The organism is Spongiimicrobium salis (genome assembly GCF_043678055.1).
Taxonomy (GTDB): Bacteria; Bacteroidota; Bacteroidia; order Flavobacteriales; family Flavobacteriaceae; genus Spongiimicrobium; species Spongiimicrobium salis.
The window spans coordinates 1,476,515-1,500,068 of sequence record NZ_JBHEQA010000001.1 but is presented as its reverse complement, the minus strand read 5'-3'; the positions used below and the strand labels follow the sequence as shown (position 1 = coordinate 1,500,068).

At 38.7% G+C, this 23,554-nt stretch carries 30 protein-coding genes; 20 read left to right on the top strand and 10 right to left on the bottom strand.

Features of this window, described 5'->3' with window-relative positions; all coding sequences use genetic code 11:
• Positions 1 to 29 precede the first annotated feature (29 nt).
• A complete protein-coding gene (locus tag ACEXOE_RS06780; RefSeq protein WP_394747984.1) occupies positions 30 to 257 on the bottom strand; it encodes a DUF6341 family protein in 228 nt (75 codons plus the stop codon).
• 39 nt (positions 258 to 296) lie between these two features.
• Here ACEXOE_RS06780 and ACEXOE_RS06775 point away from each other — a divergent pair, with 39 nt between their 5' ends.
• Genes ACEXOE_RS06775 through ACEXOE_RS06765 form a run of 3 tightly spaced genes read left to right on the top strand, consistent with a single transcriptional unit; the run spans position 297 to position 2,923 of the window.
• A complete protein-coding gene (locus ACEXOE_RS06775) occupies positions 297 to 1,235 on the top strand; it encodes a hypothetical protein (protein WP_394747983.1) in 939 nt (312 codons plus the stop codon).
• Between the two features lie 43 nt (positions 1,236 to 1,278).
• Complete coding sequence (locus tag ACEXOE_RS06770) at positions 1,279 to 1,881, top strand: DUF4254 domain-containing protein (protein ID WP_394747982.1); 603 nt, start codon at positions 1,279 to 1,281, stop codon at positions 1,879 to 1,881.
• Between the two features lie 43 nt (positions 1,882 to 1,924).
• Complete coding sequence (locus ACEXOE_RS06765) at positions 1,925 to 2,923, top strand: glycosyltransferase family 9 protein (RefSeq protein WP_394748499.1); 999 nt, start codon at positions 1,925 to 1,927, stop codon at positions 2,921 to 2,923.
• A 9-nt stretch (positions 2,924 to 2,932) separates the two neighbouring features.
• On the opposite strand, the gene ACEXOE_RS06760 is transcribed toward ACEXOE_RS06765, so the two are convergent.
• The 4 genes from ACEXOE_RS06760 to ACEXOE_RS06745 all read right to left on the bottom strand — a co-directional run bounded on the left by ACEXOE_RS06760 (position 2,933) and on the right by ACEXOE_RS06745 (position 6,216).
• Positions 2,933 to 3,550, bottom strand: coding sequence for a TetR/AcrR family transcriptional regulator (locus tag ACEXOE_RS06760; protein ID WP_394747981.1), 618 nt, complete (start codon positions 3,548 to 3,550; stop codon positions 2,933 to 2,935).
• 306 nt (positions 3,551 to 3,856) lie between these two features.
• Positions 3,857 to 4,912, bottom strand: coding sequence for an arsenosugar biosynthesis radical SAM (seleno)protein ArsS (arsS, locus tag ACEXOE_RS06755; protein WP_394747980.1), 1,056 nt, complete (start codon positions 4,910 to 4,912; stop codon positions 3,857 to 3,859).
• A gap of 119 nt (positions 4,913 to 5,031) precedes the next feature.
• The gene (locus ACEXOE_RS06750) at positions 5,032 to 5,367 is read right to left on the bottom strand and encodes an arsenosugar biosynthesis-associated peroxidase-like protein (protein ID WP_394747979.1); all 336 of its coding nucleotides are present in this window, start codon (positions 5,365 to 5,367) and stop codon (positions 5,032 to 5,034) included.
• A 156-nt stretch (positions 5,368 to 5,523) separates the two neighbouring features.
• Positions 5,524 to 6,216 (bottom strand): TIGR04282 family arsenosugar biosynthesis glycosyltransferase, encoded by a 693-nt coding sequence (locus ACEXOE_RS06745; RefSeq protein ID WP_394747978.1) that lies wholly within the window; start codon positions 6,214 to 6,216, stop codon positions 5,524 to 5,526.
• 332 nt (positions 6,217 to 6,548) lie between these two features.
• On the opposite strand from ACEXOE_RS06745, the gene ACEXOE_RS06740 reads away from it, so the two are divergent.
• Positions 6,549 to 7,331, top strand: coding sequence for a patatin-like phospholipase family protein (locus tag ACEXOE_RS06740; protein ID WP_394747977.1), 783 nt, complete (start codon positions 6,549 to 6,551; stop codon positions 7,329 to 7,331).
• A 54-nt stretch (positions 7,332 to 7,385) separates the two neighbouring features.
• On the opposite strand, the gene ACEXOE_RS06735 is transcribed toward ACEXOE_RS06740, so the two are convergent.
• On the bottom strand, positions 7,386 to 8,435 hold the full coding sequence (locus ACEXOE_RS06735) for a 2Fe-2S iron-sulfur cluster-binding protein (protein ID WP_394747976.1): 1,050 nt from the start codon (positions 8,433 to 8,435) through the stop codon (positions 7,386 to 7,388).
• Positions 8,436 to 8,651: 216 nt separating this feature from the next.
• Here ACEXOE_RS06735 and ACEXOE_RS06730 point away from each other — a divergent pair, with 216 nt between their 5' ends.
• From ACEXOE_RS06730 to ACEXOE_RS06700, 7 genes are all read left to right on the top strand, one after another.
• Complete coding sequence (locus tag ACEXOE_RS06730) at positions 8,652 to 8,990, top strand: PadR family transcriptional regulator (protein WP_394747975.1); 339 nt, start codon at positions 8,652 to 8,654, stop codon at positions 8,988 to 8,990.
• Between the two features lie 12 nt (positions 8,991 to 9,002).
• Entirely contained in the window at positions 9,003 to 9,674 is a 672-nt protein-coding gene (locus tag ACEXOE_RS06725) for a hypothetical protein (RefSeq protein ID WP_394747974.1), read from the top strand.
• Positions 9,671 to 10,306 (top strand): hypothetical protein, encoded by a 636-nt coding sequence (locus tag ACEXOE_RS06720; protein ID WP_394747973.1) that lies wholly within the window; start codon positions 9,671 to 9,673, stop codon positions 10,304 to 10,306. The genes ACEXOE_RS06725 and ACEXOE_RS06720 overlap by 4 nt, the downstream gene beginning before the upstream one ends.
• Before the next feature lie 28 nt (positions 10,307 to 10,334).
• The gene (locus tag ACEXOE_RS06715) at positions 10,335 to 10,757 is read left to right on the top strand and encodes a DUF2059 domain-containing protein (RefSeq protein WP_394747972.1); all 423 of its coding nucleotides are present in this window, start codon (positions 10,335 to 10,337) and stop codon (positions 10,755 to 10,757) included.
• A gap of 112 nt (positions 10,758 to 10,869) precedes the next feature.
• On the top strand, positions 10,870 to 11,550 hold the full coding sequence (locus ACEXOE_RS06710) for a hypothetical protein (protein ID WP_394747971.1): 681 nt from the start codon (positions 10,870 to 10,872) through the stop codon (positions 11,548 to 11,550).
• Between the two features lie 59 nt (positions 11,551 to 11,609).
• Positions 11,610 to 13,082, top strand: a complete 1,473-nt coding sequence (locus ACEXOE_RS06705) for a DUF5687 family protein (RefSeq protein ID WP_394747970.1) — start codon at positions 11,610 to 11,612, stop codon at positions 13,080 to 13,082.
• A 20-nt stretch (positions 13,083 to 13,102) separates the two neighbouring features.
• A complete protein-coding gene (locus tag ACEXOE_RS06700) occupies positions 13,103 to 13,810 on the top strand; it encodes an ABC transporter ATP-binding protein (protein WP_394747969.1) in 708 nt (235 codons plus the stop codon).
• A 72-nt stretch (positions 13,811 to 13,882) separates the two neighbouring features.
• On the opposite strand, the gene ACEXOE_RS06695 is transcribed toward ACEXOE_RS06700, so the two are convergent.
• From ACEXOE_RS06695 to ACEXOE_RS06680, 4 genes are read right to left on the bottom strand one after another with little or no spacing between them, the layout of a single operon-like run.
• Positions 13,883 to 14,254 carry a SnoaL-like domain-containing protein gene (locus tag ACEXOE_RS06695; RefSeq protein ID WP_394747968.1) on the bottom strand — a complete coding sequence of 124 codons (372 nt, stop codon included), beginning with the start codon at positions 14,252 to 14,254 and terminating at the stop codon, positions 13,883 to 13,885.
• Positions 14,255 to 14,298: 44 nt separating this feature from the next.
• On the bottom strand, positions 14,299 to 14,958 hold the full coding sequence (locus tag ACEXOE_RS06690) for a DUF2461 domain-containing protein (protein ID WP_394747967.1): 660 nt from the start codon (positions 14,956 to 14,958) through the stop codon (positions 14,299 to 14,301).
• Between the two features lie 9 nt (positions 14,959 to 14,967).
• On the bottom strand, positions 14,968 to 15,336 hold the full coding sequence (locus ACEXOE_RS06685) for a DUF1801 domain-containing protein (protein WP_394747966.1): 369 nt from the start codon (positions 15,334 to 15,336) through the stop codon (positions 14,968 to 14,970).
• Positions 15,333 to 15,665 (bottom strand): hypothetical protein, encoded by a 333-nt coding sequence (locus ACEXOE_RS06680; RefSeq protein ID WP_394747965.1) that lies wholly within the window; start codon positions 15,663 to 15,665, stop codon positions 15,333 to 15,335. The genes ACEXOE_RS06685 and ACEXOE_RS06680 overlap by 4 nt, the downstream gene beginning before the upstream one ends.
• 133 nt (positions 15,666 to 15,798) lie before the next feature.
• Here ACEXOE_RS06680 and ACEXOE_RS06675 point away from each other — a divergent pair, with 133 nt between their 5' ends.
• From ACEXOE_RS06675 to atpH, 9 genes are all read left to right on the top strand, one after another.
• Positions 15,799 to 16,812: a GlxA family transcriptional regulator gene (locus ACEXOE_RS06675; protein WP_394747964.1), complete on the top strand. Its 1,014-nt coding sequence runs from the start codon at positions 15,799 to 15,801 to the stop codon at positions 16,810 to 16,812.
• A 150-nt stretch (positions 16,813 to 16,962) separates the two neighbouring features.
• On the top strand, positions 16,963 to 19,518 hold the full coding sequence (gene porW, locus ACEXOE_RS06670) for a type IX secretion system periplasmic lipoprotein PorW/SprE (protein ID WP_394747963.1): 2,556 nt from the start codon (positions 16,963 to 16,965) through the stop codon (positions 19,516 to 19,518).
• Positions 19,519 to 19,521: 3 nt separating this feature from the next.
• Complete coding sequence (locus ACEXOE_RS06665; protein WP_394747962.1) at positions 19,522 to 19,947, top strand: bactofilin family protein; 426 nt, start codon at positions 19,522 to 19,524, stop codon at positions 19,945 to 19,947.
• 414 nt (positions 19,948 to 20,361) lie between these two features.
• Complete coding sequence (locus ACEXOE_RS06660) at positions 20,362 to 20,577, top strand: AtpZ/AtpI family protein (protein WP_394747961.1); 216 nt, start codon at positions 20,362 to 20,364, stop codon at positions 20,575 to 20,577.
• 2 nt (positions 20,578 to 20,579) lie between these two features.
• Positions 20,580 to 20,966 (top strand): hypothetical protein, encoded by a 387-nt coding sequence (locus ACEXOE_RS06655; protein ID WP_394747960.1) that lies wholly within the window; start codon positions 20,580 to 20,582, stop codon positions 20,964 to 20,966.
• A gap of 151 nt (positions 20,967 to 21,117) precedes the next feature.
• Positions 21,118 to 22,197 (top strand): F0F1 ATP synthase subunit A, encoded by a 1,080-nt coding sequence (gene atpB, locus ACEXOE_RS06650; RefSeq protein ID WP_394747959.1) that lies wholly within the window; start codon positions 21,118 to 21,120, stop codon positions 22,195 to 22,197.
• A 31-nt stretch (positions 22,198 to 22,228) separates the two neighbouring features.
• Positions 22,229 to 22,420, top strand: a complete 192-nt coding sequence (atpE, locus tag ACEXOE_RS06645) for an ATP synthase F0 subunit C (protein ID WP_394747958.1) — start codon at positions 22,229 to 22,231, stop codon at positions 22,418 to 22,420.
• Positions 22,421 to 22,497: 77 nt separating this feature from the next.
• Positions 22,498 to 22,998, top strand: coding sequence for a F0F1 ATP synthase subunit B (locus ACEXOE_RS06640; protein ID WP_394747957.1), 501 nt, complete (start codon positions 22,498 to 22,500; stop codon positions 22,996 to 22,998).
• A gap of 10 nt (positions 22,999 to 23,008) precedes the next feature.
• Entirely contained in the window at positions 23,009 to 23,548 is a 540-nt protein-coding gene (gene atpH / locus ACEXOE_RS06635) for an ATP synthase F1 subunit delta (protein ID WP_394747956.1), read from the top strand.
• The last annotated feature ends 6 nt before the right edge of the window (positions 23,549 to 23,554 follow it).

The following is a 23,554-nucleotide window of genomic DNA, read 5'->3' as shown; positions in this document are numbered from 1 at the left end:
ATGATTGCACTTCGGGCAATCAAAACGTTTTATAAATAGGAGTGGGAACTAATACTCTTATCCTCTTCTCCGTTGTCATTGTACTTTTTAAGCTCCATCATCCAGTACACCATGGCCACGGCGCCGATAATCATAAAAATCCAATTCAAGCTATTGGCACCCCACCAGTTCTCCAACTCAATTTCCCGGAACCAATCAAATGGGCCGAATAAGACATTTACAAATAAATCTTCTATAGCTCTAAAAAATGCAGTCATCTTAATTATATTTACGATGCAAAAATATAAAAACCTAGAATGATTTCAAGCATTTTTGGAAAAACAAAGCCTATTAATTTTATCATAGTGCTTTCGTTTTTGTTTCTCTTTTATTGGGGCGTTCATTTTTTCGTAGGGGAACGAACCTATGAGATTCCGCAATTGCTCCTACAGGCTATTGTACTCAATGCCCTATTGTTCAGTATTTTTATTACAAATTTTATCATTAAAAAAAATAAGCTTACCGGAGTAAATTCCTTTGCCGTCCTCTTTTATGCCATGCTTATTGTGGTTTTTCCGGAAGTCTTGATGGACGATAATGCTATTTGGTGTAGCTTTTTTCTCTTATTGGCAACCCGAAGATTATTGAGTATTCGGTCCTTGAAGAGTATAAAATCAAAGACTTTTGATGCTACCTTATGGGTAGTGGTAGCCAGTCTTTTTTACGATTGGGCCATAATTTATGTGATTTTGGTTTTTGCGGCCATCTATTTTTATGATGCAAAGAATATCAGAAATTGGCTTATTCCCCTGGTAGCCTTTTGCGCGGTATTTATGATTGGTTCGGCCGTACTCATTCTATTTGACAACTCCTCTTTTTTGACAACGCACTACAGGTTTTCCGCACTATTGGAAGCCGATTATTTTTTTGATTGGGAAACCAGTACAAAGCTTATTGTGTATGGCATTTTAATTATTGGTATTGGAATATTGGCCTTTGTTCGTTTGGGAAATGTAGGTACGGGAAGAATTGTAACCATTAGATTAATAGCAATATCGTATACCCTGGGACTTTTAATGACCATTTTAGCATCTTCAGAAGATATTTCGCCCGTCATTGTCACTTTTTTTCCAGCGGTAATTTTCATGACCAATTATGTTGAGGCCCTGCAAAAAGCAAAAATTAAGGAAGCCATACTCGTTATTTCCATTCTTGCTCCTTTTATCTTATTTCTTTTCAGCCTCTCCTCAAAGTAATAGTAAAAGAAAAAAGTATCTTTGTGGCAAAATAAAAGCCTAAATGTTCAGTGATTTTGCCTTCCGTATTTTTGAAGAGAGTATTTCCACCTATCATATAAAGGATAGCGTAGATCAAGACTTTGTAAACCCGTATCCTAAAGATGACGTCGCTCACTTGCTGTTTCGAAAGAATTGGATAGATACGGTTCAATGGCATTATGAAGATATCATAAGGGATCCGGATATTGATCCTGTGGCCGCTTTGGAGCTCAAACGGAAAATTGATGCCAGCAATCAGGATAGAACAGATTTGGTAGAATATATCGACAGCTATTTTTTAAATAAATACCAATCGGTTGAAACCCTGGAAGATGCCACTATCAATACCGAGAGCCCGGCTTGGGCTATCGATAGACTTTCTATTTTGGCACTGAAAGTATATCATATGCAAGAGGAGGTCAACCGCGCTGATGCCGCTCCAGAGCATATAAAAAGTTGCTGGACAAAGTTAGATGTTCTCCTAGAACAACGGAAAGACCTTTCCAGTGCAATCGATCAATTACTCGCTGATATTGAAGGAGGTAAAAAATACATGAAAGTCTATAAGCAGATGAAAATGTATAATGATGACGAACTAAACCCAATCCTTCGTGGGCAAAAATAAGAACCGGGACATTCAACACCTTCTTATTATTCGTTTATCGGCAATGGGTGATGTTGCCATGACGGTTCCGGTGATTTTGGCATTACGACAGCAATACCCCCACCTTAGGATAACCGTACTTACCCGAGCTTTCTTTGCGCCCATGTTTTCTCAACTCCCCAATGTAAATGTCTTTAGTGCAGAGACTAAAGGAAAGCATAAAGGTGTTTTGGGCCTATGGAAACTATATAGGGCTTTACAAAGGCAAAATATAGACGCCGTTGCCGATTTTCATAATGTACTTCGTAGCAACATTTTAAAAGTATATTTTAAGTGGAGTAGTATTCCTTTTGTTCAAATTGATAAAGGAAGAGCCGAAAAAAAAAGACTTACAGCAAGTTCAAATAAAATATTTGAGCCGCTAAAAACAACACATCAACGTTATGCCGACGTACTTGGAAAGCTAGGTTTTCAAATAGTATTATCCCAAGCACAAACACTGCCACGACAACCCATTGCCGCAGATACGCAACAGCTTATAAAAGCGGATACAAAAAGATGGATAGGAATCGCTCCTTTTGCTGCTTTTAAGGGAAAGATGTATCCATTAGATCATATGCAAGAAGTTATCGGATTAATTACCAAAACCAATAGGTATAAGGTGGTACTTTTTGGAGGGAAGGGCGATGCTCAAATCCTGAGTGGATGGGCCAATCAATTTAAAAGCTGCATCAATATGGCGGGAAAAGTGGCATTTAAGGAAGAATTGGCATTGATATCACAATTGGATCTTATGCTTTCTATGGATAGTGGCAATGCCCATATCGCTGCGATGTTCGGGATTCCCGTGGTGACTTTATGGGGAATTACCCATCCCTATGCCGGCTTTTATCCTTTTGGACAGGATGCGGACAATGCCTTATTGGCAGATCGGGAGAAATTCCCTCAAATTCCTACATCCATTTATGGAAATAAAATGCCGGATGGTTATGAACATGCTATGGAAACTATTTTGCCAGAAGCGGTCTTTAATAAAATAATAGAGGTATTGAACAAAAGCTGATCCGAGTTCTTATACGGCCTCTTTTTTGATTTCAATAGCCTTAAAATACTGCTTCAACTGAGACATAAAACGATACTTTCGTGCAGTGGGCGCATTTTCTACCATTAAGGTACGAATACCAATATAGGAACTCATCAAATAAATAGCCACACTTTCTGCATCTACATGGCGATCAATATGACCATTGAATTTTCCACGCTGTATTGCAGAAACAAGATTTACCTCCCATACCTGAAGAATATCGTTGAGGTGTTTCATGATTTTGGGATTACGACCGTTGAACTCTGTGATAAAATTACTCAGTACAAATCCATAATCCAATTCATTGTGTACAGCGGTTTCCAGCGCATTATCAAAACATTTGGTCAAACTATCCAATGTGTTTTCATGTCCTTCAATAGGTTCAATTAAGATATTGTATACTTTACGCACCAATAAATTTTGAATGATCTGGATGAAAAAATCTTCTTTTGAATCAAAGTGGTAGTAAAACGCACCTTTGGAAAGGGAGAGTTCTTTTAAGATATCGTCTACACTGGTATTGTAATATCCTTTTTCATAAAATAAATACAATCCGGTAACTTGCATACGTTGCATGGTAGCCATGCGTTTAAGGGTCTTTTCCATAGATTTGGGATTTAGGGTTAAACCGACTTTAACGTCAGTTCAAAATTAACGCCGCCTATTGGATTAAGATCGTTTTTGGGGTCAAAAGGATGTAAAACTCGATATAATGTCAAAAAGAGACCGAAAAGTCGGTTTATCAAAAAAAAGACAAACCAGCTAGTCGGTAAAATGTGTTTTTTATCGATAGAAAAAAGCTTCGAACTCCAAAAAACACCATCGTTCAGAAAAAAATAAGCCATTACTGAACAATTTAAGGTGTACGGGCTATTCGATTGCCCATACACCCTAAGTATATTTTGAGATGTCTTAGGTCACAGTTCCCTGACAACTACTTCCGGCACCAGCTGTACAACCATAGCAATGTTGCGAAATGATAATGTTTCGATCATTTAGGATGTCCTCATTATAATCCTTAATATGCTTTATTTTACTAGCAACCTTTAAGCCTAACATCTGATTAAAATCACAATCATATAACCAACCATCCCAACTTATGGAGATTGTATTGGTACACATCACATTGGCTACGGCTTCCGGATTGTAGGCATCCACAAGGGCATACATATAATCCTCATAGTTTTCTGAAGCAATCAAATAATCCAGAAAACGGGCAATAGGTAAATTCGTGATGGCAAAAAGGTTATGGAACTGGATATTAAAATCTTCGAGCAAAGCTTTTTTGAAATCTTTCTCCAGAGCCATTTGATCTCCAGGAAGATATGCTCCCGAAGGATTATAAACAAGATCCAGGCGCAAACTGCTATCTGGCATTCCGTATCCTACTGCATTGAGTTCTTGAAGCGCCTTTATGGATTTATCAAAAACACCATCACCACGTTGTTTATCGGTCTTGCCCCTTGTATAATGTGGCATGGACGAAATAACGTGTACATTATGTTTTTTGAAAAATTCGGGCAAATCATAGTATTTTTTGTTTGCCCTTATGATGGTTAAATTAGAGCGAACAATGAAATCTTTGATTCCCGCTTTGGCCGCTTCTTCAACAAACCAACGAAAATCTGGGTTCATTTCTGGAGCGCCTCCTGTAAGATCCAAGGTATGGGCACCGGTATTGCGGATAACTTCCAGACACTGCTGCATGGTTTCGCGAGTCATGATCTCTTTGCGATCCGGGCCGGCATCTACATGACAATGTTCACATACTTGATTGCACATATACCCAACATTGATCTGCAAGATCTCTAATTTTTTTGGGCGTAGCGGGAACTGTCCTATGTTGGCAATTTTGTCCTTAAAATAGGGAAGTTCTCCCTCGGCAAAAATACCCCCGTTAAGAATGTCCAACTGTTTATTTGTTTCAGCGAGCTCATCATGTCTCGCCTTTAACGATTTTGTAGCCATTTTGTATTTGTCTATTATTTTAATGCTTCCTTACCTCCTGCGGTTAAAGTAGAAAGTGGGAATACCATTTTTCCATGATTCGCGGGAAGTTTTAAAGAAATATCCCTTGCGCGAAGCTTCTACATGGACAATTTGTTGTATTTATTCATCATCTGAACCCCATGTACAAGGGTTGCCCCACTGTCAATTGCGGCACCCACGTGAACCGCTTCCATCATTTCCTCTTTTGTAATGCCTTTTTCCAAACCTCCTTTGGTATACGCATCAATGCAATACGGGCATTTGACGACGTGGGATACTGCTAAGGCAATAAGGGATTTTTCTCGTGCGGTAAGTGCTCCTTCTTGAAACACGGCCCCGTAGTAATCAAAGAACTTTGTTCCCAGTTCTTCACTCCATTCTGTAATTTTTCCAAATTTTCTTAAATCTTTTGGGTCATAATATGAGTCTGCCATTTCTTTTATGTTTTTAATTCGTGTGTTAATTTATCCTGTACAAAGTATACTGCCAGTAATACCGTGCCCTATGCTATAGGGTATCCATTAGTCAGAATAGAGCAATATATCGTAAAGGGGTAAAAATACCATGGCCTTTAAGGCATGGAAGGGATTTTATAAAGAATAATAGGGAGAGCCTTTGTTGAGGTGATTCTTTAAGAGTAGGGAATCGATCAACATGCGACAGGCAGATAAAATAAGCGTACTACCTCTCAGAAGGCGATGAAACAAATGTAAAAGTCGTTTTGATAAACCATGGCTGTGGCGCAGTAATTTTTTGATGTCTATGAGACTGTCTACATCAAATAAGGAAGACAACCAGATTACTTCGGCACCCTTGGAGCCCGCAAAAGAAGAAACTTCCTCGATCAAGTGGGAGGTCTGCCAGGAAAATCGTTGAAATTGATCGGCATCAAATTGGGATTTGTGGAGTCCCATAAGGTAGAACCCGCCATCTTGTGATGGTCCCAGGACAAATTTTTGGTACTGCAGTTTGGAATGCGCTTCCAGGATATGGGATAGCTCTAATTGTGGTGTGTCGTTCCCAAGGGTAATAATATGCTCATAACCTTGATCAAAAACAGTTTTGATGGCACTAACGAAACGTTCTCCAAACGTATCTCCCTTTTGCTCTTCTTCCGAAAAATGAAAATAGGGCAATTTGCTGCTCTGCACAAGACCAAGCGTATGTTCGGTAAGCGCATTGAATAAATGTCTTCCCTGGCGAATAGGTTTGTGCTTTAACTCTTCTTGGGAAGAGTTTGCAAATAGCAGTATGGCTGTACTATGTTTTTGGGCGATTCCCATAAGTGTATCAAAATGTAAATTTACAATTAAAATTCATAGCACTGAGAGCTTCATATAGAGAAATGAAGTAGGATGTGGTGCTATTCATGGAGGGATACCTTGTTTTTAAGAAAAAAACTGATCGGTCCGTAAGGGTAGGCGCCAAAAAGGAATCGATGGACAGAAATATCGTTTTACGTCAAAAAAGAAAGGATGAATGCCTATTTTATGTAAATGGATAGCCGTTTTCTGGAATGAGCAAACTATGGAGTCGGTAAAAAAGAAGTTTTTTACGGTAATTTATTGAAGCTTTGCGGATAGGGCAGTACTTTTATAAGATAAAAATGGATGAAATGGATCTTAATACACTCTCGTCGAAATCGGTTGGCCTTGTTCTTGCTGGAGGAGGTGTCCGGGGCATTGCGCATATTGGGGTAATTAAGGCGCTAAATGAATTTGGAATTGTCGTGGATAAGGTTTCAGGTAGTAGTGTAGGTGCATTGGTGGGGGCACTCTATGCCAATGGAAATTCTATTGACGACATGTTGACCTTTTTTAAGGAGACCCCCCTATTTAAATACAATTTTTTGACCATTGTTAAGCCGGGGTTAATCGATACAGAGCGTTACTTTAATATTTTTAAAGGCTATTTTCCCGAAGATGCTTTTGAGGCATTGGAACGAAAATTATACGTGGTTGCCACTGATCTCCTAAAAGGGGAACAAGAATTTTTTGATACGGGAGAATTGATACGGCCACTTTTGGCCTCCGCGGCCTTACCTCCGGTTTTTAGTCCCGTTTCCCTTAAAGATAGTTTGTATGCCGATGGAGGTATCATGAATAATTTCCCCTTAGAGCCTCTTATAGAAACAACAGATTTTGTGATCGGGAGCAGTGTATCCATAACAGGAGAGGTAGATAAGAGTGCTATCCGAAATTCCTTGCAATTGACGGGAAGGGTGACCGGATTAATGATTTATGCTTCAAGTAAACAGAAAATCAACGCCTGTAATCTCTTAATAGAACCCAAAGCACTTGAAAATGTTGGCGTGCTCGACAAGAAAGGTATTGAAACGGCCTACGCCATAGGGTACGAGCATGCCACCAAAATATTCGCGGATTTTTTTAAGAAATAAATGACATTCGTTTATTACAGGAATAACTATCGTGCACAAAGCACCTCGTTTCATTTAAACATCGTCAAAATCTATTTTTAATGTAGGGGTTAATGGATGTGCCTGACAAGTTAATATTAAGCCTTCCGCAATTTCGCCATCCGTTAGGATCTGATTTTTTACCATTTCGGCCTTTCCTTCGGTAACTCGGGCAATACAGGTACTGCAGACTCCGCCCTGACAAGAATAGGGAGCATCAATATTTTCCTTCAACACAGCATCGAGCACCAGGGTCTTTTTATCCATCGCAAAAGTATAACTTTCGTCGTCCACGGTAACTTCTACCTGGGTATCCCCATCAAGATTTTCTGCAAGGGTATCCACGGTTTCGGAGGCCGTGAACAACTCATAATGAATTTTGTCTTCGGCGATAGATGAGGACTTCAAGGCATCGGAAACGTTGTGAATCATTTCTTCCGGACCACAAAGGTAAAAAGCATCAAAAGAAGTCTCCTTAAACTTATTTTTTAGGATATAGTTGACCGATGTAGTATCGATACGTCCAAACAAACAGTCCTCTTCCCTAGACCGGCTATAGACATATTTTACGAAAAATCTGCCCTTATATTTTTGCTCCAAATCTTTAATGGTTTCCAAAAACATGGCTTCTTCTGGCTTTTGATTCCCATAGACAAGGATAAATGTAGAATTGAGATGACTTGCCAAAACGGTTTGCGCAATACTCATAATAGGGGTAATTCCACTCCCCGCGGCGAAAGCCGCTATATGTTGCGCTTGGTTTTTGGGAACAAAGGTAAATCTGCCTTCAGGTGCCGAAACTTCCAAAACATCTCCAGCTTTAATTCCCGAGTTGGCAAAAACAGAAAAGGTTCCGCCTTCTACCTTTTTTATGCCAATAGTAATTTCATGTGCCGTGGGAACCGATGAAATGGAGTAAGCTCTGCGTACCTCGCCCCCATTCAAATAATGTTTAATGGTAATATATTGGCCGGCAACAAAGGAAAATTCATCTTTTAAGTTGCTGGGAATAGCAAAAGATATGGCTACTGAATTGGGAGTGAGATGTGTTACGGAAGAAACGCTAAGAGAGTGAAAGTCGCTCATAATATTTTTTATTGAAATCTATAGTTGTATGTGCCCTATACGGGCGAATTTAGGTATTAAAACAATCCGATATTTTGTGGTCCATACAGTTGGAGAATAGGTTTGCAAAATTAAGCAAAGCAAGGGGCAATTCTATCGAGTTTTAAAAAAAAATATACCTAAAAATCTTATGCATAAGAAAATTATGCATATATTTGATTCAAATTATCATATAAAATGGGAAATTCTAAACTGTATAAAGGGAGCCTTAATACCATTATCCTGAAATTATTGGAAGAACAAGGCAAGATGTATGGCTATGAGATTACACAAAAAGTAAAAGAGCTCACCCAAGGAGAATTGAATATTACGGAAGGGGCCCTCTATCCGGCATTGCATAAATTGGAGGCTTCGGGCTTTTTGGAAGTGGAAGTGGCCCGTGTGGACAATAGATTGCGGAAGTACTATAAGTTGACGGAGGAAGGTGAAAAAGAAACCGTATTACGTTTGGCCGAATTGGAAGAATTTATACGAAGTATGCAACACTTGGTACAACCAAAATGGAGCATCAATTAAAAAATAAAAACGATGAAACTGTCCCAAATAGAATTGGATGATATTGCAAGATATCTGGAAGCAAAGGGTCTATATCAGGTAGATATCAAAAATGAAGTATTGGATCATATGGCCAATGATATTGAAATGCGCATGCAGGAAGATGGCCTATCATTTATCGATGCTTTTGAGGTGACACGAAAAGCATGGAGCCAGGAATTAATGCCGCATTCCAGTTTTTGGATCGGATTGATCTATGTGGGTCCTAAGATTGCCATAAAAAAATGTGCGGCAAGATTAAAAAAATCCTATACAAGAACTTTGCTCGCGGCCCTTGCCCTATTCGCCTTGTCCTATGGTATTCTTAGTATGGAGGCGATGTTTCCCTTTTATGATAGGGTCACCCAAGGAATAGGATACCTATATTTGGTTGCTTTTGCGAGTTTTGCTTTTTTCTACTTTAGGATTTACCTGAGCAAAATGCATACTACCTATCGGTATCTATATAAGGTCAATGTTTTTGGCTTCGCCATAGCATATCTATATTTTAATCCGCTAGTAGCTACGTACAATAATTTTCACAGGGAAGGAGAGATACAGTTATTGAGCCTGTTTTTACATAGCTTCCTGTTGATTTACTTTTATACGGCCATTGATTTGTTCAGGGCACACCACAGAACCGTTGCATTAAATACGATATCATGAAAAGATTAACGCAGAAAGAAACTGAACACATCCTTAGTTATCTAAAAGATCTGGGCGTACTATACGTGGATCTCAGATTTGAGATGATGGATCATATCGCAACCGATATTGAATTGCGTATGGAGCGGCAACAGCTCCCTTTTCCCAAAGCCTTTGAAATCTATAAGGCTGGACATGAAAAATCGTTGAAACAATGGAAACGCAGTTTTAATGGCATCATTTTAAAAAGAATCCGTCGCAATGTAGGAAAACAATTGCGCAAGCCGATCATCCTCATTATCTGCTTGCTTTCCTTTATAGTATTAAAGGGGCTCTCGGTCTTCATTGCCTCTGAGAAACTGGTAGAAGTTACCCCCATGCTCACCCTATTGGTGGTATTCCTGTCCTATATTTTTTATTATGGGGGAAGAACCCAACGTTATGCGGCACTAGAAAAAATCGTGCTTTTAAAAATTCCCTTGTTTTGGGGCGTTCTCCTTTTTATCAATCCAAGAGTACAAGTCCTTGAAATTTTAAGCAATACCAATGTCAAATATGCCGTTGTAGCTGCCTTTGTAGGACTTTTTGCCGCTTTTCTGATAACAACACATCAGTATTATAAACACTTTAAATCCCATTACAAGACCATTTAAAAATTTATTCATCAGATTAAAAAACATTATGAAAAAGCAAATTATAACATTTCTGCTCTTTGTTTTCACCTTGGGTATAAGTGCCCAAGAAAATGACCAATTCAAGGAAGATACCATTAAATTTATAAAACTGACTGGTACGGAGACCGCTTTTGACGGGGTCATTGCCCAATTGGAAACGGAAATACCAGAGGTGAATCTTGAAGCTTACCGAAAGGCGGCGCTAAAAACAACGGATGAACTCTATGATAAAATAGCCGGTTTATATATGGAGGAGTTCTCCCATGCTGAAATACAGGAGCTCATAAGCTTTTACAATTCAGCCCTGGGGAAAAAAATGGCGGAAAAACAATTGATGCTCACACAAAAAGGCATGGGCCTTGGACAAAATTGGGGTATTGAAATGCAACAGCTGGCCACCAAATACAAAAGCCTCATTGTGGTGGACTAGGCGTTTTCCTCAAAATGTAAAAATAGGCCTTCGATAGCGGTTCATGAAATCTTCCAATATACGTGTCCTTGCCCCAATCAATAATTCTGTAAAACCCTAATCCTCTCTTAATTTGACCAAAGAACAAATTGCCCGCCTATACGCATTTACTTCAAAGCACTTCGTAGCGCACTACGATCTGCAGACAGAGCTGGTAGATCATTTGGCCAATGGGATCGAATCGATGCAACAGGAACATCCAGAAATGGATTTTGAGATGGCCTTGCGGTTGGAATTCAAGAAATTTGGCGTTTTTGGATTTCATGATGTGGTTCAAAAACATAGAGCTGCTATGAACAAGCGCTATCGGAACATTATTTGGGGTTTCTTTAAAACCTATTTTAAGTGGCCCAGATTTTTAATGACCGTGGCATTTGTATTGATATATTTTACCGTACTACAAAGTATAGGAGCACAACTTCGGTATTATTTTATATTGACCACGGCTTGGGCGGTTTTTGTATTTCTAATGATCAAGACATGGCTTTTTAGAAAAAAGCAGATATCAAAATCCAAGAAATGGCTGTTGGAAGAACTGATTTTTAATCAAATTGGACTTCTCAACGTTTTGCTAGTGCCCATACAACTTTTAAATTTTGCTTCCCCTCAAACTATGGAAAGCCTCTTTTTTCAATGGGCATTTTCCATAGGTGCCGTATTATATCTTCTTTTGGCTTATATCACAACTACGCTCATCCCTAGAAATGCGGAAGAACTACTGCGAAAAACGTATCCGGAATACAGAATCCGTTAAATTTATGTAACAAAAGTGCTTTCAAAAACACTAATAGGGCACTTTAATACACCAACCTTATGCTTAAACACTTCCTTAATTTACAATGGAAATCTTTTTTTAGGTCAGCTTCTTTTACCACTAATCTTGCCTTGAAAATCTTTATGGTTTTTGGAGGATTATGGATTGCGGTTTCCTTTCTTTCCCTTGGTATGGGAGCTTTTTATCTTGTAAAAGAACTGGATATGGGAGATCCTTTTGAATTGATCAACAAATTTATGATCTATTATGTGGTCTTTGATCTAATGTTCCGCTATGCCATTCAAAAAATGCCCATTACCAATATTAAGCCGCTCTTGTATTTGCCCATTAAAAAAAATCAGGTAGTGCACTTTTCCTTGGGAAAGACGGTAGTTTCCTTTTTCAATTGGTCCCATGCTTTTTTCTTCGTTCCTTTCTCTATTGTCCTGCTCATAGAGGGATATGATACGGTAGGCGTAATAGGATGGCACTTGGGTATGATGACCTTGTTTTATTGTAGCAATTTTTTAAACGTTTTGCTAAATAACAAGGATAGTATTTTATATCCTGTAGGGATTATTTTTGCTATTCTTGGAGCTTGCCACTACTTTGAAGTTTTCGATATTACTACCTACACCATAGTATTTTTTCAAGGACTCTATCAATTGCCCTGGTTGGCCATACTTCCATGGGTGCTACTGGTGCTACTCTATATTTCTGCCTTTTCCTATTTTAAACGGCATATGTTTCTCGATGCCGGGCTGGCCGCCAAGCAGACCGTAGCCAGAACGGAAGATTATACTTGGCTGAATAGATTTGGAAGCTTGGGGATCTTTTTAAAGAATGACATTAAATTAATACGAAGAAATAAACGTTCCAAAACCACTGTAATTACCAGTATACTCTTTCTGTTTTATGGCTTATTATTTTTTACGGGAAGTATAGAGGCCTATGATAATCCAGGTATGAAAATTTTTGCGGGAATATTCGTTTCAGGAGGATTTTTGTTCACCTTTGGGCAATTTGTACCGAGCTGGGACAGCTCCTACTACCCTTTAATGATGAGTCAGAACATTCAGTACAAGGAATATTTAAACTCCAAATGGTATTTGGTGGTCATCGCCACTTTGATCAGTGCCATGATCGGGTCCTTTTATCTTTTCTTTGGGATTGAAGCGTATTTGGCCGTAATTACTGGAGCCATATACAATATGGGGGTGAATTCTTACCTCGTGCTATGGGGTGGCGCCTATATAAAGACTCCTATAGATCTTACCTCTAATAAAAAAGCTTTTGGAGACAAACAATCCTTTAATATCAAGACAATGTTGTTGACCATACCCAAATTATTGTTTCCCTCGCTGTTTTACCTCTTAGGAGCCTTCGTTTTCAATCCGGTCATTGGCTTTGTTTTTGTAGGTCTTGCCGGCATTATTGGATTTGCATTTAAGGGATGGGCTTTTAGGGAAATAGAACGTATTTATAAAAAAGAGAAGTACAAAACGCTAGCAGCATATAAACAAACTTCATAAACGATAGTAATAGAACAAGCATGATACAAACACAAAATCTTGTAAAAACATATGGTGCAGCAACCGTACTGCATATCGATCATTTAGAAATTCCCAAAGGAGAATGCTTTGGATTGGTGGGGAACAATGGGGCAGGGAAAACAACTTTCTTTAGTTTGTTGCTGGACTTAATTTCCCCAACTTCTGGACACATTATAAACAATAATGTACAAGTAAATACCAGCGAAGCCTGGAAACCTTTTACTTCTGCCTTTATTGATGAAACCTTTTTGATCGGATATTTAACCCCTGAGGAGTATTTCTATTTTATTGGAGAATTGCGCGGACAAAACAAAGCCGATGTAGATGCATTGGTAGGAAGTTTTGAGGATTTTTTCCATGGGGAAATATTAGGGCAGAAAAAATACTTGCGTGACCTTTCCAAGGGAAATCAGAAAAAAGCGGGTATTGTAGCTTCCTTTATCGGTAATCCCGAAGTTATTATCTTGGATGAACCCTTTGCGAATTTGGATCCTACGACCCAAATACGATTAAAGGGTATTATTAAAAATTTAGCCGAAAATAAGGATATTACAGTCTTGGTCTCTAGTCATGACCTGAGCCACGTTACGGAAGTTTGTGAGCGCATTGTGGTATTGAACAAGGGAGAAATCGTAAAGGACATACAGACTTCAGAGCGCACTTTAAAAGAATTAGAAGCCTTTTTTGGAGATAACTCCAAGGAGTGAGCTCCTATTTAAATCAAGATATGGAGTAGCGCCGTAACATGCACTACTCCATATTTCGATATTGACCCTTGATTATCCCTGAGGCATGGGAGTAAAGAAAAATTCTTCACGAACAATTTTCCCATCTTCAACTTGATAGAGGCAAAGTTCGTTCATAGAAGCCCTTGGAGCTCCTTTAAAGGTAACGTCCATTTTCATGGAACAGCTAAAAAACTTATCAGCAACCAAGGGTTCAGAGATTTCCATTCCATGTACTTCTTCTACCATACTGTTAAAGTGGGCCGCCTTTTGGCGCACCCCTTCAATCCCTTTTACCTCTTTCATTGGGGCGCCATCGGGTTCTACACTTACAATACTATCCGAATACAGGGCATTCATAGCTTCTTCAAATTGTCCTTGTCTGCAATAGCCGACTAACTTATCGGCGACTTCTTGTGTTGTCATAACTGATTGTTTTATGATTAATACTACTTTAAAGATCGATGATTTTATTCAAAAATGCGATTTAAATATGCATTTAAAGGTTTTATATTTTGGAAATGGGTCATGATTTCCGTCAATAGCTCTTCTGTGTTGTAAAATGGAGCCAAAGGGAATTCTGCCATCGCGTAAAATTGTTTGTTATACATAAGCGCTGTCTCCTGTGCGGCTTCTCTTAATGTTTTATCCAAACGTTTTGATTTTTCTCCACTTAAGGCTCCAAAACTTTGTATAAAATCCGGATGCTGCACAATACTTAAAAAGGAGGAAGTATGCTGTGCAATATATTCCCTTACCCGTTTCAATTCAGCTGTAGGCAACATAAATAATCCCCCGCCTACATGAATACTCTCCGCATCAATGCCCAAATAATAACCCGGCAAACTCGACTTTTTTCCATGAGGGGAAAAGCCTGCTTTTAAGATCAGATGATAAGGCGATTTATCTTTGGAAAATCGAACGTCCCTATGGATCCTAAAAAGGGCTTTTTTAGGGTCATGGAAAATTCGGGAATCCCATTCGGTCAGAATAGGTAAGATCTCATCGAGTAAAGCGAGAAAAGGCGCTTTGACATCATCCTCATAGCGCTTTTTATTGGCATGGAACCATGCTTTGGTATTATGCGCTTTAAGCTCCGTAAAAAAAGAGGTGTACGTTTTTGAGATCATGTTACAAGCTTAGGTTTTATCTTTTAGTTTGATCCATTCCAAAATAAGTTGCTCCAGGGCTTCTTTCTTCTCCTGAATATCGTCAATAGTATAAAATCTAGCTACCCTCGCCTCTTTTCCATCTCCTTCCAAGAGTCCATAGGGGTCTTTGATGGAGGCTCCTTTGTGAAACATCAGACTTACAAATTTTTTGGCGTTAAAAAAGAAGGAGGCAATGTTTCCCTTGTACATAAAAGTGGGGCTCTTCCATTTTATGGTTTCCTCGATCCTATCATCGGTTCCCAAGATGATTTGGCGTACCAATTGAATTTCTGACCTTAAAGGATGTTGTTTCTCCTCTAAAAAGGCGTCTACTTTGGGATTGGTTTTTAAGCTCATGTCCGTGTTTTTTGATCTTTCTTCATTTTTTCCAAAGCTATGGCCGTCAGTAATTCCCATGGGCAGGCTTTCGCATTAAAAGGAACGGAATACCATCCCGGCAAAGGACCTTTGTTTTTAAAGGGGTTGAATACGGTTGCAGCAACTTCTAACTTCTCAATAGGATACGCTTCCCCCAATTTAAAGACCATCTCATTTTTACGGGATAAAAAGGCGAATACTTTGCCTTGGTAAACGATGGCCGGAGCATGCATCATTTTCCCTTCATCAACCTCAAGATGTTGTTTGCAAAAGCCCCTCCGTATCTCCTCAAATTGTTCGATTTCCATGAGTTGAACGGTATTGATCGTATCAAAACTACAAAAGAAAAACTGGCTTAAAACAGGGTAAATAAGACATGCTAAAGGGTTGAATGTGCCAAAAAAACCGCTATTTTTGATAGTTCACCATACCTATATTCCTATGAAACATATTAGTATACTGGTTCCGAAAAACAATACCATCTTAAGTAGTGTTATAGGTCCCTATAAAATTTTTAATGCGGTCAATGCTTTTCTCCTTCAATCGGGAAAGAGCCATGGACCATTTTTTGACGTGCATTTGGTGGGGATTGAAGCAAATAGTACCTTATATGATGGGGCGTTTAGCATTCATTGCGATAGTACGCTGGAAGAAATAGAACGAACCGACCTTATTATTATCCCTGCAGGGCAGCCTCATAGTTTAGCAGAAGACATTAAAGAGAATTATGATTTTGTCCCCTGGATCATTAAGCAGCGAAAACAAAACAATACGGAGGTTGCCAGCTTGTGCCTGGGTGCTTTTCTTTTGGCAGAAACAGGATTGATCAATGGAAAACAATGTGCCACGCATTGGGCGGCCATGGATCTTTTTAAAAAATCGTATCCAAAAGTAGGGATGGTATCCAATAAAGTCGTTACAGATGAAGATGGGATTTATACCAGTGGAGGAGCGTATTCCTTTCTTAACCTAATGGTGTACTTGGTAGAAAAGTATTGTGGCAGGGAAGTATCTATCTATATTTCCAAGTTTTTTGAAATAGAAATGGATCGTCAAGAACAGGGCCAGTTTGCTATTTTTCAGGGACAGAAGGATCATTCGGATGAAGCCATAAAAAAAGCCCAACATTATATTGAAGAGAACGTTTCCAAAAAAATATCAGTAGAAGCCCTTGCCCAGAAATATGCCATCAGCCGAAGAAATTTTGTGAGAAGATTTAAAAAAGCCACGCAAAACACGCCTTTGGAATACATTCAAAGGGTAAAAATAGAAGCGGCTAAAAAAATCCTGGAATCTACGGAGCGAAATGTCAGCGAAGTGATGTTCGGAGTGGGGTATTCCGATCAAAAGGCATTCCGGACGATGTTCAAGAAACATGTGGGCCTGTCCCCTATTGCCTATAAGGGGAAATACAATAGAAATTTAGTACATGTAGAGCATCCTACTTCCTGGTAATATAGTGCACTACAGAAAGAATTAAGATCAAGGAATTTGAACGAAAATCCCCCTAAAGGACAATAAATAAAAAATAAACCTATTTTTACCGACCAACGGTATAATAATCCCGTTGTTTTTAAGTTAAGATTATACGTATACTAGACTATTTTGAAGCTTCGAAACTTAATTATTATAGCTATTGCATTGGGAGGAACTATTTTTACCGCATGTTCCACCAAGAAAGATGCATTCATAAATCGGAATTGGCATGCCTTAAATACCAAGTTCAACACCCTCTACAACGGCAATATTGCCTTTGAAGAAGGAAGGGAAGAATTGAACCAATCCTATCGGGATAATTATTGGGAAATTTTACCTATTGAACGTTTGGCCATTACCGATGAGGTTAAGCTAGATTCTGAAGACAACAATCCTAAATTTGTAGTTGCAGAGGAAAAAGCTTCAAAAGCCATACAAAAACACAGTATGGACATTAAGGATGAAGAGCGCAACCCGCAAACAGATGAAGCATTTTTGCTTTTAGGGAAGGCGAGATACTTTGATCAGCGATTTATTCCTTCTCTGGAAGCCTTCAATTATATCTTAAAAAAATACACCACGAGCGATAAACTCAACGAGGCTCATATTTGGAGAGAAAAAGTGCATATTCGGCTAGAGAATGAAGAGCTTGCACTTAAAAACTTAAAGCGACTTTTTAAATTGGAGCGCTTAAAAGATCAGGAGTACGCAGATGCCCGTGCCATTATGGCCCAAGCCTATATCAATTTAAATGCTCCCGATACGGCAATTCAACAGCTGAAGATTGCATCGTCCTACACCAAGAAGAACCCGGAAAAGGGGCGCTATTATTTTATCATTGGTCAATTGTATAATCAATTGGGCTATAAGGACAGTGCCAATTATGCTTTTGACAAAATCATTGATCTTAACAGAAGGTCGCCCCGGGTATATATGATCAATGCGCATTTGCAGAAAATAAAAAATACGGTGATTACCGAAGAAAATAAAGAAGCGCAACTAGAATACCTTACTTCCCTGGAAGAAAACCGGGAAAATCGCCCTTTTTTAGATAAAATATATCGGCAGATTGCAGAATATCATTTGGGGGTAGAGTCCGATAGTTTGGCATTGGTCTATTTCAACAAATCTATTCGTGCTACGCAAAACGAACCGGTATTGAACGCACTCAACTATGAAAACTTAGCCACCTATCACTTTGATGAAAATGAGTATAAGGTTGCCGGAGCTTATTACGATAGTGTCCTTACCAATCTCAAGGAAAACACAAAAAAACACCGTTCCATTAAAAAGAAGTTAGACAATTTGGAAGATGTCATTGCCTATGAAGAAACGGTGCAATATACAGATAGTATCATTAGCCTATATAAGCTGCCAAAAGCGGAGCAGATCGCTTATTTTGAAGACCATATTGCCAAGTTGAAGGCAGCCGAAGAAGCTGCGGAAAAGGCCAAAGAGAAAATAGCCAATGATGGTTTTGCCGCTTTCGGGGAGAGCAAGGGAGGAAAGGAAAATAAAGGTAAATTCTATTTTTACAATATCACCAGTCTCGGATACGGAAAAACCGATTTTAAGAGCCGCTGGGGAGATCGCGTTTTGGAAGACGATTGGAGGTGGTCCAATAAGAATAGGCTACAGCTTGTTGAAAGAGATGGGGAGGCGGTTGCCGTTGGAGATGATGGAGCGGAAATTGTTACAGATGACAAAAAGTATGATGTAGCGTATTATGTGGATCGTATTCCTACCGATGTGGCGGTCATCGATAGTCTTCAAAAGGAACAGAACTTTGCCAATTATCAATTGGGCCTTATTTATAAGGAAAAATTCAAAGAGAATCTATTGGCGGCCGGAAAGCTTAGCACGGTATTAAAGTCCAATCCGGAGGAGCGTTTGATCTTACCCTCAAAATACAACCTCTACAAGATTTATGAAGAAGAAAAGAGTCCGTTACAAGAGGAGATGAAGCAGAATATCATTAAGAATCATCCCGATTCCCGTTATGCAGAGATTTTACTGAATCCGCAAGCAGTATTGGCGAATGCTACGGATAGTCCGGAAGCGCGATATTCCCAATTGTTCCAATTGTACCGAAACCAGGAATATCTAAAGGTGATTACAGGCACCGAGGAAAACATCAACACCTTTACTGGAGACCCCATTGTTCCAAAATTGGAAATGCTTAAAGCCAATGCTATTGGAAGGTTACAGGGGTTTGAATCTTTTAAGGAAGCCTTAAATTATGTAGCGCTGAACTATCCCAATAATCCTGAAGGTAAAAAAGCACAACAAATGGTGGCAGAACAACTACCCAAGCTAGAACCAAAGGTATTTGTCACAGGGAACGATACGCCAAGCCGAGGAAATTGGAAAGTAGTTTTTCCTTTCAAGATCAGGGACAATGATAAGGCCTTGAAATTAATGGAGAAATTGGAAAAATCCATTGAAGACCTCAAAAGAAAGAATATTGTATCCAAAGATATTTATAATTTGGAAGATCAATTTGTGATCGTTCATGGGTTTTCTTCCAGGGAATTTGCCTTAGGATATTTAGAGCTTTTAAAAAACAATAGAGATTATAAGATTGATATTGAGAATTTTGTAATTTTATCGTCCAATTATAAGACCATACAAGTACACAAGAATCTTAACGAGTATAAAAAACAACTTTTAACCCCAAAACCCTAGAACATGTTTTCAGACAACAAAAAACCCAGAACTATGACAGAAATCGGCGGACAACCTAACAGAATTGAGAAGAATACTAGAATCAAAGGAGATATTATTTCTGAAGCAGATTTTAGAATTGACGGAAAATTAGATGGTAATGTAAAAACCTCAGGAAAGGTCGTTATTGGAAAAGGTGGTTATATTAATGGAAAAGTGGAATGCGTCAACGCTGATATTGAAGGGAATTTCAATGGAGAGCTTTTGGTATCGGATTTACTTTCTTTAAAAGCTACCGCAGTAATAGAAGGAACAGTTTCTGTTTCTAAGCTTGCCGTTGAACCAGGAGCTACATTTAATGCCTCTTGTAGCATGAAAGGTAGTAAAGGAAGTGCCAACAACGTTTCTTCTTTTAATAAGCAAGTAGCCAATCCGGCAAAAGCGTCCTAAAGAAGCAACATCTAGGATACCTACACTAGGTGAAATGAATTCAAAGGACATCCGTTGTCCGAGAAAATAATGTTTTAGTAAATGAAGTTAACCCAAATCAACCTCATATGATTACATTAATTGGTTCCTTATTCGTGCTGGCTATTGCCTTATACGCCATATACCAGCAATTTAATACGGTTTCTAAAGAACAAAAGACCAAGAAGAAACAAAGTTAATTTCCATTTGGCAATTACTATATTTTTCTGGGGTTTGTTTACCCTATAGAAATGCCTCTGTTATGATAATTATGATCATAACAGAGGCATTTATTGTGTAAAGATTTCATGGATGTAGAAAGGCTAAAAAGAGAAATGGGATGCCCTCGAATATTTTTAGGTAATTTTGCAACGAAAATCTGAGAACGACTAAGAAATGTCCAAACCCAAGAATCAAACTAAATATTGGTTGACCCTTATAGGTATAGCAGCTCAGATGGGTGTTATTATTTATCTCGGGGCCCAGGGAGGAAAATGGCTGGACAGAAAATATGATCCTGCCAACAATACCTACACCATAATCTGCACCCTGGCTGCGGTTGCAGTTTCATTGTACTTGGTCGTGAAACAAACCCATAAACTAAATTCGTGATTTTGAACAAAAAACTGATTTCTTTTGCAGGGAAGCTTATCATTGCCCTTGCCGTTCTGGCACTATTGCACATGGCCTACTTTTATTTTAGAACGTTGGAAGTGCCTGTGCATTTAATGCTTTTTGGCTATGGTGTCAACTTCATATTGGCGCTGGTCGTGTATGGATTTCTCCTGTATTTTGCGGAACGTAAAAGTACCCAGTTGGGATTTTTGTTTTTATTTGGGAGCGCGCTAAAATTTGGTGTATATTTTCTCGTTTTTCATCCCATGTTCAAAGCCGATGGAACACTTTCGAAGCTGGAATTTTTTACTTTTTTCTTTCCTTATTTTATTTGTTTGGCCATAGAGACCATAGCCCTCGTTAAGTTGCTGAATGAGATCGATTAAAAGCAGCTTTCGACCCTTTATTTTCACTAAAAAAATAAAAGTTGAAATGCTTTTTTCTTTTTGTGAGAATAGCGTACATTTGCACCGATTTTTAGGGACTGAATATTTTTTCAAGGATATGCGAGTAACATACTTTACCAAGTTTATTTTGATGATGACGCTACTTATGAGTGTCACTGCTTTCGCAAAACAAGATGAACATGCTTCAGAAACATCTGAAAAAGATCTTAAAACAGAGATAAAGGAATACATCGATCATCACCTTAAGGATTCCCATGACTTCTCCTTGTTCTCGTATACGGGAGAAGATGGAAAAAAACACCACGTAGGATTTCCATTACCAATTATCTTATGGGATGATGGGTTAAAAGTGTTTTCTTCGTCCAAATTTCATCATGAAGAAGAAGTAGCCGAAGTGGATGGCAACTACTATGCATTTTATCACAGTAAGATTTATAAAACGGATGCTGCAGGAACGATCAATTATGACGAGGATCATCATCCAACGAACGTAAAGCCTATAGATTTTTCTATTACGAAGAGTGTCTTGATGATTTTTATTACAGGCTTGCTCATGTTTTTATTGTTTAGAGGCCTGGGAAGATCATATGCAAAGAACGGAGGTATCCCAACGGGTATAGGTCGTTTCTTTGAACCTATCGTATTGTATATACGCGACGACATCGCAAGACCTAATATTGGAGAAAAGAAATATAAAAGGTATATGCCTTATTTATTGTCCATCTTTTTCTTTATATGGTTCCTGAATATTTTTGGATTGACGCCATTAGGGGTAAACGTTACAGGAAACATTGCCATTACCTTTGCTTTGGCTTTGTTGACCTTCTTGTTTACAAACCTTACAGGAACCAAGGATTACTGGTTACACATTTTTGATCCTTTGGGAAATACACTTCCTTGGTATGGAAAACTAATTTTATACCCTATTTTAATTCCTATTGAATTGTTGGGGGTTATCATTAAGCCATTCTCCTTATTGATTCGTTTATACGCAAACATGCAGGCGGGCCATATCGTATTGATGAGCTTAATTGGTTTGATGTTTTTGTTTAAAAGTTGGATAGGTAGCCCGTTATCATTTGGATTGGCATTTGCCATCTCTTTGATAGAGGTTTTAGTGGCCTTGTTGCAGGCCTATATTTTTACAATGCTTTCTGCACTTTATTTTGGTTTCGCAGCAGTGGAACACGATCATGCAGAGGCGCACTAAATTGAATTTTTAATTTTAAACTATAATAGATATGGAAATTCCATTAATGGTAGGTGCAGGTTTAGTTGTAATTGGTGTTGGTATCGGTATTGGTAGAATCGGTGGTTCTGCAATGGATGCTATTGCCCGTCAGCCTGAAGCTTACGGTAAGATTCAAACAGCGATGTTGATTGCAGCGGCGCTTATTGAAGGTATCGGATTTGCTGCATTATTCGCAGTGTAAAACCAATTTGAACAATGGCCTTAACGGTTGGTTATGGCCATTGTTTTTAAAATGTAAAATTGTTTAAAATTTAGAGTATGGAAAAGTTATTAGAAGAGTTTTCACTAGGGTTGTTTTTCTGGCAAACTTTATTGTTTGGATTGTTACTTTTCTTATTGTGGAGATACGCTTGGAAGCCTATTTTGGGAGCCGTAAATGAAAGGGAAGAAGGGATTAAAAATGCCATGGAAGCTGCAGAAGAGGCGAAGAAAGAAATGCAAAATGTAGCTGCTGATAACGAGAAATTGTTGAAAGAGGCACGGGCAGAAAGAGAGGCCATGTTAAAAGAAGCTCGGGAGATCAAAGAAAAATTGATCGCAGATTCCAAAGAGCAGGCCAAGGCGGAAGGAGAAAAAATGATCCAACAAGCACAGGCTGCCATTGAAAGCGAAAAGAAAGCAGCTGTTGCCGATATTAAAAGTCAGGTAGCCAACCTTTCTGTAGAAATCGCTGAAAAAGTAATTAAGGAAGAACTCTCCAATAAGGACAAGCAGTTAAAATTGGTAGAGGATATGTTAGGCGATATTACCCTAAACTAAGAAGAGCCATATGAACGAGTCAAGAGCAGCATTGCGTTACGCTAAGGCAACCTTAAACCTAGCCGTGGAGAAGAAAGCTACGGATACGGTGGAAAAGGATATGCAAGGTATCATAGACACTATTGGTGAAAGTAAGGAGCTTCATGATTTATTGAATAGCCCAGTGGTCAAGGGAGCGGACAAAAAGCAGGTGTTAAAAACTCTTTTTAAAGGGGGTAATGCAATCACCGAAGGTTTGATTACCGCACTTGTAGACAATAAAAGAATTGCATTGCTTCAAGAAGTAGCTTTAAAGTATATCATCCTTAACGAGCAATTGAAAGGACAAGATATTGGTTATGTGACCACGGCTGTTCCAATGACATCGGATTTAGAAGGTAAAATTCTGGAAAAAGTGGTAGCAATCACGGGGAAGAAGGTCACCTTGGAAAATAAAGTCGATGCGAGTATCGTTGGCGGATTTATTTTACGCGTGGGAGATTTGCAATACGATGCAAGTATTGCAAGCAAATTGAATGGTTTAAAAAGAGAATTTACAAATAGTTTATAATATAAA